Here is a 12,805-nt window from a genome sequence, read left to right on the forward strand (position 1 = left end):
GAGACGTCAAACTTGACGCCGTGCGGATCACCTCGGCCCTCGTCGACCCGGCGCTGCTCGACCTTCCCTGGTCGACACCGCTGGAGCAGTGGCCGGCCGAACACCTGGTCGCGCTGCCTCAGGGCATCTCCCGGCACGTGGTGCGTTTCGTGCAGTTGGGCGGGCACGTCTACGCGGTCAAGGAGACCGGCGAGCGGGTGGCCGAGCGGGAGTACGACCTGCTGCGCGCCCTGGAACGGATCGACTTCCCGTCGGTGAAGGCGGTGGCGATCGTCGCCGACCGGGAATCCGACGCCGGTGAGCCACTGGACCCGGTCCTGATCACCCGCCACCTCCAGTTCTCGCTGCCGTACCGGGCGCTGTTCTCACACACGCTGCGGCCACCGACGATGGGGCGACTGCTCGACGCGCTCGCCGCGCTGCTGGTCCGGATGCATCTGACCGGTTTCTTCTGGGGTGACTGCTCGCTGTCGAACACGCTCTTCCGGCGGGACGCGGGTGCCTTCGCCGCGTACCTGGTCGACGCCGAGACCGGCGCGTTGCGCAGCGTGCTCTCCAACGGCCAGCGTGGCGAGGACCTGGAGATCGCCCGGGTCAACATCTTCGGTGAGGCGCTCGACCTGCAGGCCGCCGGCCTGCTGCACGACTCGATCGAACCCGAGGTCGTCTGCGAGGAGGTGGTGCAGCGCTACGAGCGGCTCTGGCACGAGATCACCTACGAGCAGCAGGTCGAGCGGGAGGCCCGACGCGACATCGAGGGGCGCATCCGTCGGCTCAACGAGATGGGCTTCGACGTGGCGGAGGTGGCCATGTCGACGATCGACAACGGCCGGTACCTGATCCGACCGAAGGTGGTCGACGCCGGGTACCACCACCGCCGACTGCTCCGCCTCACCGGGCTGGACGCCGAGGAGAACCAGGCCCGCAAGCTGCTCAACGACCTCGACGCGTACCGGGCGGAGAGCGACCTGACCGACGAGCAGCAGGCCGCGCACCGGTGGCTGACCGAGGTCTTCGAGCCGGTGGTCCGGGCGGTACCCGCGCACCTGCGGCGGAAGCTGGAGCCGCAGGAGCTGTTCGCCCAGATCATCGAGCACAAGTGGCTGCTCTCCGAGCAGGCTGGACGGGACGTCGGGATGCGTCACGCGGTGCAGTCGTTCCTGTCGGACGTGCTTGTGCACCGCCCCGACGAGCAGGCCGTCCTCGGCGTGGAGATCTCCGCGGGCTGACCTGCTGCCGGCTCACTCCACCCAGGTGCCGGCCCGCATCACCCGGACGATCTCCAGGTCGTCGTCGAGCACCACCAGGTCGGCGCGGAGCCCGACCTGGAGGGTGCCCACCTGGTCGCCGAGGCCGACGGCGAGGGCCGGCGTGGTGGACGCCATGCGTACCGCGTCGGGGACCGGGACCCCGGCGGCGACCGCACTGCGCAGCGCCGCGTCCATGGTCAGCGTGCTACCCGCGATCGCCCCGTCTCGGGCGAGCCGGGCCACGCCGTCGCTCACGGTCACCGCCTGGCCGCCCAGCTCGTACTCGCCGTCCGGCATCCCGGCGGCGGCCATCGCGTCGGTGACCAGCGCGCACCGTTCCGGCCCGGCGGTCGAGGTGGCGAAGGTGAGGGTCCCCTCGTGCAGGTGCACCCCGTCGGCGACCAGCTCGCAGATCACGTTCGGCGCGCCCAGCAGCGCCACCACGGGGCCGGGCTCGCGATGGTGCACCGGGCGCATCCCGTTGAACAGGTGGGTGCCGACGCTCGCGCCCGCCGCCACGGCGGCACGGGTCTGCTCGTACGTGCCGTCGGTGTGGCCGACGGCGGCGACCACGCCGTGCCGGGTGAGCAGTTCCACGGCCTCCAGCGCGCCGGCCCGCTCGGGGGCGAGGGTGACCATCCGGACCGTTCCGTCACCGATCTTGATCAGCTCGGTCAGCTCGTCGACGGAGGGGTCCCGCAGGAACTCCGGGTTCTGCGCGCCGCACCGGGCGGCGGAGAGGTACGGCCCCTCGAAGTGGATGCCGGCCAGCACGCCGTCGCGGACCAGCGGTGCGAAGGCGGCGGTGGCCGAGCGCATCAGCTCGAACGGTGAGCTGACCAGGCTGGCCACCAGGCTGGTGGTGCCGTGCCCCAGGTGGAACGCGGCGGCGGCACGCGCCTGGCCGGCGTCGCCGGTGGTGAAGGTGTGCCCGCCACCGCCGTGGCTGTGGATGTCCACGAAGCCCGGCACGATCCAGTGCCCGTCGCGCACCGACGGGTACTCGGCGACCGCACTGATCCGGTCGCCTCGTACCTCGACGCAACCCTGTGAAATCACCCCGCCGGGGGTCACCACCTTGCCGTTCACCCGTACGGTCATGGCGTCTCCAACTGGTCGAGGGCGAGCAGGGCGGCACCGAGGCAGCCCGCCTCGTCGCCGAGGACGGCCGGGACCAGTCGCGGCTCCCGGTGGAAGGTCAGCCGGTCCCGCAGCGCGACGCGCAGCGGGTCGAACAGCCCGGCGCCCGCCTGGGCGAGACCGCCGCCCAGGACGATCGTCTCCACGTCGAACAGGGCCTGACCGGTGGCGAGGCCGTCGGCCAGCGCCTCGACCGTCTCCCGCCAGACCCGGGTGGCCACCTGCTCGCCGGCCGCCGCCCGGGCGGCCACCTCGGCGGCGGTCACCATGGTCCGCCCCGGGCCGGCGTCGGCGGCGGACCCACCGTCCGATGTCGTGCCGGTGAGTTCGGCGTAGCGGCGGGCGACGGATGAGGCGGAGGCGACGGCCTCCAGGCAGCCCGGCCGTCCGCAACCGCAGCCCGGCCCGTCCGGGCGGACCAGGATGTGACCGAGTTCCCCGGCGGCGCCGTGCGCTCCCGTGGCGGCCGAGCCGGCCACCACGTGCGCGGCGGCGATGCCGGTGCCGATCGCCACGAAGAGCACGTGCCCGGCGTGGCGGCCGGCGCCCAACCGGGCCTCGGCGAGACCACCGGCGCGCACGTCGTGGCCGAGCGCCGTGGGCAGGCCGAGCCGCGCCGACGCCAGGTCGCGCAGGGGTACGTCCCGGAAGCCGACGTTCGCCGACCAGACCGCGACGCCGCGCGTCTCGTTCACGACGCCCGGCACCACGATGCCGAGCGCGGTCGGCGTGAGACCGTCCGCACGCGCCTTGCCGGCCAGTCCCTCGGCCACCGTCAGGATCGTCTCGACCACGGCGTCGGGACCGCGCCCGGCGTCGGTGGGGTGCCGTTCGGCGTGCCGCACGGCACCGTCGGTGCCGACCAGCGCGCACTTCATCCCGGTGCCACCCACGTCCAGCGCTACGGCAACCTCTCCGCCGTTCACCGCCACCGCGTCACCTGACGCCTCGACGCGACCGGAACAACCCCACCTGGACCTCGCCGCGACGCCGTGGACGTTCCTGGCCGCCGCACCTGTGGCGAGGAGATCACGTGAGCACCACGGAGCGGCTCAGGTGCCGGGGTGCGTCGGGGTCGAGGCCGCGGCTGGTGGCGAGGGCGACGGCGAAGCGCTGGGCCAGGATCAGGTCGGCCATCGGGTCGACCGGGGTACGCCCGGCGGCCCACCGGCCGAGCACCGTGCGGTAGCCGTGGGTGCGGCTGTGCGCGAAGGACGCGCCGGTGGCGGCGACGTCCTCGGGCAGCCCGTCGGGCAGCTCGCCGAAGGCCCAGACCAGCCGGCCCGGGGCGGCCACCGAGATGGGACCGTGCCGGTAGTCCATCGCGGGGTACGCCTCGGCCCAGAAGGTGGCCGCCTCGCGGCACTTCAGCGCCGCCTCCTGGGCCAGTCCGACGGTCCAGCCGCGACCGAGGAAGGTGACCTGTTCGATGAGGCTCGGGTCGATCGGCAGCGGGGCCCGGACGGCGACCTCCGCGTCGGCGACCAGGGCTGTCATGTTGTCGCCGAGGTGGGCGCGGAGCAGCGCCAGCGCGGTGGTGGCGAAGCGGGTCTGCACCACTGAGCGTTCGTCGGCGAACGGCATGGTCACGGCGGCGTCCGCGGTCTCCACCACGGGTGAACCGGGATCACCGACCAGCACCGTGGTCGGGGTCTGGCCGCGCAGCGCGGTGAGCAGGTCCAGCACCTCGGTGGTGGTTCCGGAGCGGGTGATCGCCAGCAGCCGGTCGTAGCGGCGGCCGGCGGGGAACTCGCTGGCCTGGAAGGCGTCGGTCTCGCCCTGGCCGGCGGCTTCGCGGCGGGCCGCGTACGCCATGGCCATGAACCACGACGTGCCGCAGCCGACGACGGCTACCCGCTCGCCGGGGCGGGGCAGGCGGTCGAGCATCGCCGGGGCCAGCTCGCTCGCCTGGCGCCAGCAGTCCGGCTGGCTCGCGATCTCCGCGTGGACGTACGCCATGAGAACTCCTCGCAGGCGGAGCCTTGCGCGTTACGGCTCGTTAATCCCGTCTTTCGCGCGCCATTCTGCGTGAAACCCACCGGAAATGGCAACCGTAGGCGCGATCGAGCAGACCTGGTTTTTGCCACATCGTAGTTTCGAGCACTAGTGTGCACGCAACCAAGCACCGATCGTGCAGACACGGGAGGCCCGGGGTGGACCGCTACGCGAGATGGAACGCCCTGCTCGAAATGCTCACCGACTCGGGCCGGGTCACCGTCGAGGAGGCCGCCGAACGGCTGGACGTCTCCCAGGCGACCATCCGCCGGGACTTCGACCAACTCGCGCAGCAGCAGATGATCACGCGTACCCGGGGTGGCGCGGTCGCCAACGGGGTCTCCTACGACCTGCCGCTGCGCTACAAGACGGCCAAGCACTCGGCGGAGAAGCAGCGCATCGGTGCGGCTGCGGCGGCGCTCGTCTCCCCGGGCACCGTGGTCGGCCTCAACGGCGGCACCACGAGTACCGAGGTGGCCCGGGCGCTGGCCGTGCGGCCGGATCTCAACACCAACGCCGAGGGTGCCCAGTTGACAGTGGTGACCAACGCGCTGAACATCGCCAACGAGCTGCTCGTCCGGTCCCGGATGAAGGTCGTGGTGGCCGGCGGCGTGGTCCGGCCGAAATCCTTCGAACTTGTCGGCCCGCTGGGTGGGGCGCTGCTGCGTGAGGTCACCCTGGACGTGGCGCTGCTCGGGGTGGACGCCATCGATCCGCTGCTCGGTGCCGCGGCGCATCACGAGGGTGAGGCGGCGATGAACAACCTCATGGTGGCGCGGGCCAAGCGGGTGGTGATCATCGCGGACTCGTCCAAGCTGGGCGGTCACGCCTTCGCCCGGATCTGCCCGGTCGACCGGGTCGAGACGCTTGTCACCGACTCCGGTGCCGCGCCCGAGGTGGTCGACGCCTTCCGGGCCGCCGGGGTGCACGTCATCTGCGCCTGAGGGCTGACGCGTCGTCGCGTCGTCGACGCTCACGGTATCGAAATCCCCCGTTCCGGCGTGGCGCTGCATACCGGGTATTGCCCACGGCTGCATACCGCGTATGGTGTCGTCGTCGCCCACACACCAACGGGGGAGGTGCAGCTTGCCAGCTGTCCTGGAGATCGAAGGTCTACGAAAGACGTACCGAAGCCGACGCCGTGGCACCCGCAACGCCCTGGACGGCTTCGACATGCGGGTCGAGGCGGGCCAGGTGCACGGCTTCCTCGGCCCCAACGGGTCGGGCAAGACCACCACGCTGCGTACGCTGCTCGGCCTGATCCGGCCGGACGGCGGCCGGATGGCGATCCTCGGGCACGAGGTGCCCGGGACGCTGGACCAGGTCGCCCCGCAGGTCGGCGCGATCGTGGAGAGCCCGCAGTTCTTCCCGCACTTCACCGCGCGGGACACGCTGTCGCTGCTGGCCGGTGCCGGTGACCTGCCCCAGCAGCGGGTCGACGAGGTGCTGGAACTTGTCGGTCTGCGCGACCGGGCCGGCGAGCGGGTCAAGACGTACTCGCTCGGCATGAAGCAGCGGCTAGCGGTCGCCTCGGCGCTGCTCAAGAATCCGCGGCTGCTGATCCTGGACGAGCCGGCGAACGGTCTCGACCCGGGCGGCATCCGGGAGATGCGGACGCTGATGCGCAACCTCTCCGAGGCCGGCATGACCGTGGTGCTGTCCAGCCACATCCTCGGCGAGATCCAGCTGATCTGCGACTCGGTCACCATCATCTCGCTGGGCCGGCGGGTCGCCTTCGGTCCCGTCGACGAGGTGCTGGCGCAGCATTCGTCCGGCGGGGTCCGGGTGCGGCTGGAGGCGGTCACCGACCTTCCGGTCGCGGCCACGGCACTGACCCGGGCCGGCGTACGCGTCACCACGAACGACGACCACCTGATGCTCGCCGGGGTGGACAAGCCGGCCACTGTCACCCGACTCCTGGCCGAGCAGGGCCTCTACGTCAGCGAACTCGCGCCGATCGCGGTCGACCTGGAGAGCGTCTTCCTCGAACTGACCGCCACCGCGCCGGTACCCGGCCAGCACCGGCAGGTCGACCAGTCCGTACGAGTCGACGGGGCGGCGCCGTCCGCGCCCGCCGGGGGAGGTTGGGGCGCGTGAGTCTCTTCCGTACCGAACTGCGCCGGCTGGCCAAGCGGCGCTTCGCCCGCTGGATGACCGCCGGTGGCCTGCTGGTGCTGGTCCTGGTGGCGGTGGGCATGTTCCTGACCAACCAGAAGATCGGCCCGGACCAGCTCGCCGAGGCGCGGCGGGCCGCCGACCAGCAGCATCAGGAGCAGGTCCGCTGGGCCGAACAGGAACGCGCGAACTGCGAGCGGGCCAAGGCGGCGGGTGAGACCGTCGACTACTACCCGGCCGACTGCGCCGAGATCACTCCGCCGCCTCGGGAGTCGATCGAGGAGCAGTGGTTCCTGCCCTCGACCTTCGAATTCCGGAAGAGCTTCGGCGAGATGCTGATCCCGCTCGCCGCGATCCTGGGCCTGGTCGGGTTCGTGGTCGGTGCCTCCTTCGTGGGTGCCGAGTGGAACACCGGCGGGATGATGAACCTGTTGCTCTGGCGGCCGAAGCGGCTGACCGTCCTGCTGACCAAGTTGGGCGCACTGCTCACCGGGCTGCTCGCGCTGGCGGTGCCCGCCACGGCGGCCTGGTTCGGCAGCATGTGGCTGATCGCCAACTGGCGCGGCACCACCGACGGGATGACCTCCGGCGCCTGGCAGTCGTTCCTCATCACCGGGCTGCGCGGCATCGTGCTGGCGCTGGTCGCGGCGACCGTGGGCTTCGCCCTGGCCTCGCTCGGCCGGCACACCGCGATGGCGCTCGGCGGGGCGATCGCGGTGATGGTGGTCGGCCAGATCGGGCTCGGCATCCTGCTGTCCATGGCACAGGTGCGCTTCGCCGAGGCGTGGCTGCTGCCCACCTACGCCATCGCCTGGATGACCAAGACGGTCACGCTTCAGGACTGGCAGGCCTGCAACGCCACCTACACCGGTGAGTGCGAGCCCGCCACGCTGGACATCACCTGGCAGCACTCGTCGGTGCTGTTCGCCGTCGGGATCGTGCTCTTCCTCGGCGCGGCGCTGTGGACGATGCGGCGGCGCGACATCACCTGAGTCGGCCGGTGGCGGACCGTCCTCGCCGGGGCGGTCCGCCACTGCCAGCTCTTCGGCTCTGCCCCGCGACGGTGCCCGCCGTCCGGCGGGATGCGGCAGGTGATGGCCCTCGTTAGGCTGATGGGCCAGGTTGGCGTTGCCGTGCCGGCCGCCCCCGGATGAGGAGCACGATGCAGCCCGCCGACGCCACCCCGGCAGCGCCTACCGGTCCGGACGCCGTGTCGGTGCCACCGCCGAGATCCGCCCCCGAGGTCGAGTCGACGTCGCAGGACACCCTCTCCGGCGCCGCGTCGCCACCGGGCACCCCCGCTACCGCGTCCCCGCAGGCCGCCGCTTCGACATCGCCTGACGCGGCGGAGGCCGGGGAGCCACCGACCGCATCGCCGGATGCCGGGCAATCACCTGTCGGGTCGGGTGCCGGTGCGGGCGGGGAAGCGTCCCCGGCTGGCGGGCTCGACGAGCGGGAGCGGGACATGCTCGCCTTCGAGCGGCAGTGGTGGCGGCACGCCGGTGCCAAGGAACAGGCCATCCGGGACCGGTTCGGGCTGTCGGCCACCCGCTACTACCAGCTGTTGAACGCGTTGCTGGACAATCCGGCGGCCCTCGCCGCCGACCCGGTGCTGGTGGGCCGCCTGGTGCGGCTGCGCGCCTCCCGCGCCCGCAACCGGCGCCGCTGACCGGCCAAGGAGTGTCTTTCGGCCCTAGGTGGGTAGCCGGGGCGCGGGGAGGTGGCGATGAGCGGCGGGGGCCCCAGACAGCCGGGACGAACGGCGCATCCGGAGACCGGCGTGCCCGAGGCGCCCCCGGCCGAGCGTCGGCGAGATGCGGTGGTCGGGCAACCGCCCACCATGCGGGTACGATCCGCCTCCGCCCCGCCACCCGGTCGGGCCGTCAACGAGGACCTGGTGTTCCGGTTCGGGTCGCTTGTCGGAGTGCTGGACGGCGCGACCGTGCCGGAGGGCTTCGACACCGGCTGTGTACACGGGCCGCAGTGGTACGTCCGGCACCTCGCCGCCCGACTCGGCCTGGCGGAGGCCGCGCGTCCGGCCGCGACGTTGGTCAGCAATCTGGCCGCGGCGATCCTCGCGGTCCGTTCCGACCACGGCGGGCATTGCGACCTCGACCACCCCGGCACCCCGTCGAGCACGGTGTGCCTGCTCCGCGACGGTGGCGACCAGGTCGACTATCTCGTGCTCTGTGACAGTCCGCTGGTGCTCGACACCGGCGGTCGCGTCGACGTGGTGATCGACGACCGGCTGGCCGTCTCAGCGGCCGACCTGCGCGGGACCGCCGAACTGCTGCCCGAGTCGACCGACTGGACCACCCGGTTCCGGCGCGCCGTCACCGTGCAGCGGGAGCGGATGAACCGTACCCACGGTTACTGGGTCGCCGCCGCCGACCCTGACGCGGCCTACCACGCAATTGTCGGGACGGTGCCGCGGCACGGACCGGAGGCGTTGCGTCGCGCCGTGCTGCTCTCCGACGGTGCCTCCGCCGCGGTCGAGGAGTTCGGCCTGTTCGACTGGTCCGGCCTGTTGGACGTGGTGGCCATGGAAGGTCCGGACGCACTTGTCGACCGGGTACGCGCCGCCGAACGGGACCACCCCGACCGGCGGCGCCGGCACAAGGTGGCCGACGACGCCTCCGCCGTCTACTGCGAGTTCGGCTGGCCGGACGATCGCGGAGCGTGACCCGGGAGGCGATTCGACCCGACCGGTCGGTCCGCTCCACCGGAGGGGCCGGTCGTCTCCAACCGGGTGGACGTGCGCCGCCGGGCGCGGAAGACTGCGGCACGTGACTGGTGCGGTCCGGTTGGAGCCGGTGGACGAGCGGAACCTCGAACCGTTGCTCTCCGTGGCGGTGGCCGAGGCGGAGCCGGCCGACGTGATGCCGCCGGTGGAGGCACCGGCCGGCTGGTCGCACGCGCGGCGGGAGGCGTTCCGGGAATTCCACCGGGCCAGCTTCGGTGGGCTCGGCGGGTCCGCCCGCAGCGCGATGTACGCGATCGTGGCCGGTGGCGAGGTGGTCGGGATGATCCGGATGAGCCGGCGGGACGAGCCCGGTGTTGCCGAGGTCGGTATGTGGCTCGGCCGGTCGGCCCGTGGGCAGGGGATCGGCGCGGCCGCGCTACGCGAACTGCTGCACCTGGCGGCGGCGGCCGGCTTACGGACCGTGGTCGCCGACACCGCGCCGGAGAATCGCGGCGCGCTGTCGGTTCTCGAAAGGTGCGGCGCGAAGCTGCGGGAGGCCGACGATCGGGTGTACGCCGAGATTTCGCTGGACGACGCAGCCCCCTGTTGACCGTGCGTGCTCAGCCGCGCTGCTCGGCGTACGCGGCGAGCCAGGCGACCTGGGCCGGGTCCAGGGACGGGCGCACCCGGGACCGGGCCGTCGCCACGTGCTCGGCGGTGACCGTGGAGGCGGTGAGCGATTCGCGCATCGCGGCCAGCGCGGCCTCGCGGATCAGCGCCGCGCAGTCGGCGGCCGAGAACCCGTCCAACTCCGCACCGAGGGCGGGAAGGTCGACGCCCTCGGCGAGTGGCACGTTGCGTGATGCGGCCCGCAGGATCTCCGTCCGGGCCTCGGCGTCCGGTGGCGGCACGTAGACCAGCCGTTCCAGCCGCCCCGGGCGCAGCAGTGCCGGATCGACCAGGTCGGGACGGTTCGTCGCGCCGACCACCACCACGTTGCGCAGCGCCTCCACCCCGTCCAGCTCGGTCAGCAGGGCGGCGACCACCCGGTCGGTGGTGCCGCCGTCGGTGGCCTGGCCGCGTACCGGGGCGAGAGCGTCCACCTCGTCGAGGAAGACAAGCGTCGGGGCGGCCTCCCGGGCCCGGCGGAACAGTTCCCGTACCGCGCGTTCGCTCTCGCCGACCCACTTGGACAGCAGCTCCGCGCCCTTGACCGACAGCACGTTCGCCCGGCCGGTCCCGGCCAGCGCGGTCACCAGGTAGGTCTTGCCGCAACCCGGCGGGCCGTAGAGCAGCACCCCACGAGGCGGTTGCACGCCGAGCCGGGCGAAGGTGTCCGGGTAGGTGAGCGGCCACAGCACCGACTCGGTGAGGGTCTGCTTGACCTCGACCAGGTCACCGACGTCGTCGAGGGTCACCTGGGCCAGTTCGAGGGTGCTGGTCGCCATGGTGGTCGGGCGCACCACCTCCAGGGCGGCGGTGAAGTCCGCCATCAGCACCGTGGGTGTCTGCGCCGACTTCTGCCGCAGGGCCGCGCGCACCCCGGCCTCGCGGACCAGCGCGGCCAGGTCGGCGGCGACGAAACCGGGGGTACGCGCGGCGACCTCGTCCAGCCGTACGTCGTCGGCGAGCGGCACCGGGCGGGTCAGCACGGTCAGCTGCTCCCGGCGCAGGGTGGCGTCGGGCAGCGGCACGTCGATCCGCAACGAGAGCAGGTCCGGGGCGCGCAGGGTCGGGTCGACAGCCTCCGGCCGGCTGCTGGTGCCGACCACCGCCGCTCCGGCCTGTACGAGCTGTGCCACGCACTGACGGAACACGGTCGCCACCGGTCCGGGAGCCTCCGCCGGGGCCAGCGCCTCCACGTCGGTGACCAGCAGCACGGCCGGCCCGTCGGCGAGCGTTTCGGCAGTCGCCGCCCGGAGTCGGGCCGCGGCCGAGTCGTTTGTCAGCGCCGCGATCTCCGGCGCCCAGAGCGGATGCACCTGGGCACCGACCTGGGCGGCCACCGCCCTGACCAACGCCGCCTTGCCCGAGCCGGCCGGCCCGCTCACCAGCACCCCCAGCGCCACCGTGGTGCCCAGCCGGCTGAGGACCTCCCGGTGGTGGAAGCCGAGGTCGAGCAGCTCGGTCAGCTCCTCGGCCTGGGCGCGCAGGCCCGGCAGCTCGTCCACCGACGGCACGTCCTGCCCGCTCGACTCGTCGGCCCGGGCCGCGTCGGTGTCCGGCCCCACACCGGCCTGCAAGGCGTCTCCGCCCGGCAGCCCCACCCGGGTACGGCTGCCACCGGCACCGGCGGCGTCCGCCGTCGGACCGGCGGTCCGCAAGCCGCCGGCGGTCTCCGCACCCGGCCAACCGCCGGAAGTGCCGGTGCCCGCCGGCCAACCGCCGGCAGTTCCACCACTGGCCGGCCAGCCGCTGGTCCCACCACCCGCGAGCCGGCCGCCGCCCAATCCGGGGCCACCCGCGCCGGTGCCGCCGTGGGTGGCTGGGCCGTGCTCCCAGGCCACCAGGGTGTCCATGGTGACAAGCGCACCCGGGTCCGGTTCGGCGGCCAGCACCCGCAGCAGGGTGCTGGTCCAGGCGTAGCCGACCCGGGTGGAGAGGCTGCGTCGGGCGGCCTCGACCAGGGTGCGGGTCGAAGCGTCCGGCAGCACGTCCTGAGGCAGCAGGGAGACGTCGTCCCCGGTGGTGACCACCTTGCCGAGCAGCGCCAGCCGCAGCATCTCCGGCGAGACCACCGCGACGATCTCGGCCGGCCCGGCGAGCAGCACCCGACGGGCCGGGGTGACCGGGGCGGGGCTCAGTCGCACCTGCCCGCCGTCACGTACGCCGAGGTTGCCCAGCATCAGGTCGTCGGCGTGCAGCAGGGTCGCGCCGGCCGTGGTTTCGGCCGGCGCGACGAGGCCGGCGGTCACCCGCCGCCCGGCCAGCCGGACCGGGTCACCCGGGCGCAGCGCGAGGGCGGTGAGCGCCTCCGGGTGCAGCCGGACGATGCCCCGCCGGGCGTCCAGTGCGGCCGGCCGCAGGCTCGCGATCAGGGTCAGCTCGGGTTCGCCCACCGCCCGACCCTAGCGCCTGGTCACACCTCGTCCGGTCAGCCGGCCGGCTCCTCACCGGTGAGCAGCGACGGATCCCGGCGGATCAGCTCGGCCAACCGGGCCGCCGGGTCCTCGCTCAGCCCGTCCTGGGCGGAGGACCAGCCGGGCACGGTCTTGACCGACAGCGGCCAGGAAGGCGGCGGCGCGGCGGGCTGCCCGCTGACCGTGACCTCCTGGCCGGCCCAGGTCACCCGGAGGTCGTACGCCTGCCCGTCATGCTCGACGCGGGCGGCGACGGACGCCCCCGGATGCGCCGCGACGGCGGCGCGCAGCGCCTCGGCAACGTCTTCCACCGGGTGCCGTGGCGGCGCCTCGTGGGCCGGTTCGCGGACACCAGCCCAGCCGGGACCCGCGTTGCGGCTGTCGCTCCGGCTCCACCCGGCATCGGACCCGTGGCCCGGGTCCGGCTCCGGACCCGGCTGGTCGTCGGCCGGCGCGGTCGGGTCCGTGGCCCGTCGGCGCAGCGCCTCCTCGCGCCGACGCATCCGGGCCAGAGTCTCGTCCAGTCCGCCTCTCATCCGCCT

At 73.3% G+C, this 12,805-nt stretch carries 12 protein-coding genes; 7 read left to right on the forward strand and 5 right to left on the reverse strand.

Features of this window, described 5'->3' with window-relative positions; genetic code table 11:
- The first annotated feature begins 20 nt into the window (after nt 1-20).
- A complete protein-coding gene (locus AB0I71_RS12800) occupies nt 21-1,229 on the forward strand; it encodes a DUF4032 domain-containing protein (RefSeq protein WP_357583947.1) in 1,209 nt (402 codons plus the stop codon).
- A gap of 12 nt (nt 1,230-1,241) precedes the next feature.
- On the opposite strand, the gene nagA is transcribed toward AB0I71_RS12800, so the two are convergent.
- The 3 genes from nagA to AB0I71_RS12815 all read right to left on the reverse strand — a co-directional run bounded on the left by nagA (nt 1,242) and on the right by AB0I71_RS12815 (nt 4,349).
- Nucleotides 1,242-2,351: an N-acetylglucosamine-6-phosphate deacetylase gene (gene nagA / locus AB0I71_RS12805; protein WP_357583949.1), complete on the reverse strand. Its 1,110-nt coding sequence runs from the start codon at nt 2,349-2,351 to the stop codon at nt 1,242-1,244.
- Nucleotides 2,348-3,322 (reverse strand): ROK family protein, encoded by a 975-nt coding sequence (locus AB0I71_RS12810; protein WP_357583951.1) that lies wholly within the window; start codon nt 3,320-3,322, stop codon nt 2,348-2,350. The genes nagA and AB0I71_RS12810 overlap by 4 nt, the downstream gene beginning before the upstream one ends.
- A gap of 97 nt (nt 3,323-3,419) precedes the next feature.
- Nucleotides 3,420-4,349 carry a sugar isomerase gene (locus AB0I71_RS12815; RefSeq protein ID WP_357583953.1) on the reverse strand — a complete coding sequence of 310 codons (930 nt, stop codon included), beginning with the start codon at nt 4,347-4,349 and terminating at the stop codon, nt 3,420-3,422.
- Nucleotides 4,350-4,543: 194 nt separating this feature from the next.
- On the opposite strand from AB0I71_RS12815, the gene AB0I71_RS12820 reads away from it, so the two are divergent.
- From AB0I71_RS12820 to AB0I71_RS12845, 6 genes are all read left to right on the forward strand, one after another.
- Entirely contained in the window at nt 4,544-5,329 is a 786-nt protein-coding gene (locus tag AB0I71_RS12820; RefSeq protein ID WP_093403331.1) for a DeoR/GlpR family DNA-binding transcription regulator, read from the forward strand.
- Between the two features lie 142 nt (nt 5,330-5,471).
- Nucleotides 5,472-6,482, forward strand: a complete 1,011-nt coding sequence (locus AB0I71_RS12825; RefSeq protein WP_357583956.1) for an ATP-binding cassette domain-containing protein — start codon at nt 5,472-5,474, stop codon at nt 6,480-6,482.
- Entirely contained in the window at nt 6,479-7,492 is a 1,014-nt protein-coding gene (locus AB0I71_RS12830; protein ID WP_357583958.1) for an ABC transporter permease subunit, read from the forward strand. Before AB0I71_RS12825 ends, AB0I71_RS12830 begins: the two co-directional genes overlap by 4 nt.
- 170 nt (nt 7,493-7,662) lie before the next feature.
- Entirely contained in the window at nt 7,663-8,169 is a 507-nt protein-coding gene (locus tag AB0I71_RS12835) for a DUF3263 domain-containing protein (protein WP_357583960.1), read from the forward strand.
- A gap of 111 nt (nt 8,170-8,280) precedes the next feature.
- A complete protein-coding gene (locus AB0I71_RS12840) occupies nt 8,281-9,183 on the forward strand; it encodes a hypothetical protein (protein WP_357583962.1) in 903 nt (300 codons plus the stop codon).
- A gap of 103 nt (nt 9,184-9,286) precedes the next feature.
- Nucleotides 9,287-9,793, forward strand: a complete 507-nt coding sequence (locus AB0I71_RS12845) for a GNAT family N-acetyltransferase (RefSeq protein ID WP_357583964.1) — start codon at nt 9,287-9,289, stop codon at nt 9,791-9,793.
- 10 nt (nt 9,794-9,803) lie between these two features.
- On the opposite strand, the gene AB0I71_RS12850 is transcribed toward AB0I71_RS12845, so the two are convergent.
- A complete protein-coding gene (locus tag AB0I71_RS12850) occupies nt 9,804-12,242 on the reverse strand; it encodes an AAA family ATPase (RefSeq protein ID WP_357583966.1) in 2,439 nt (812 codons plus the stop codon).
- A 35-nt stretch (nt 12,243-12,277) separates the two neighbouring features.
- Entirely contained in the window at nt 12,278-12,799 is a 522-nt protein-coding gene (locus AB0I71_RS12855; protein ID WP_357583968.1) for a hypothetical protein, read from the reverse strand.
- Nucleotides 12,800-12,805: the final 6 nt, after the last annotated feature.

The sequence above is a fragment of the Micromonospora sp. NPDC049891 genome, from assembly GCF_040660295.1.
Taxonomy (GTDB): Bacteria; Actinomycetota; Actinomycetes; order Mycobacteriales; family Micromonosporaceae; genus Micromonospora.

Coding starts and splice junctions, on each gene's coding strand:
- AB0I71_RS12855 (WP_357583968.1), bottom strand. CDS start 12,799: ATGAGAGGCGGACTGGACGAGACTCTGGCCCGGATGCGTCGGCGCGAG.
- AB0I71_RS12835 (WP_357583960.1), top strand. CDS start 7,663: ATGCAGCCCGCCGACGCCACCCCGGCAGCGCCTACCGGTCCGGACGCC.
- AB0I71_RS12815 (WP_357583953.1), bottom strand. CDS start 4,349: ATGGCGTACGTCCACGCGGAGATCGCGAGCCAGCCGGACTGCTGGCGC.
- nagA (WP_357583949.1), bottom strand. CDS start 2,351: ATGACCGTACGGGTGAACGGCAAGGTGGTGACCCCCGGCGGGGTGATT.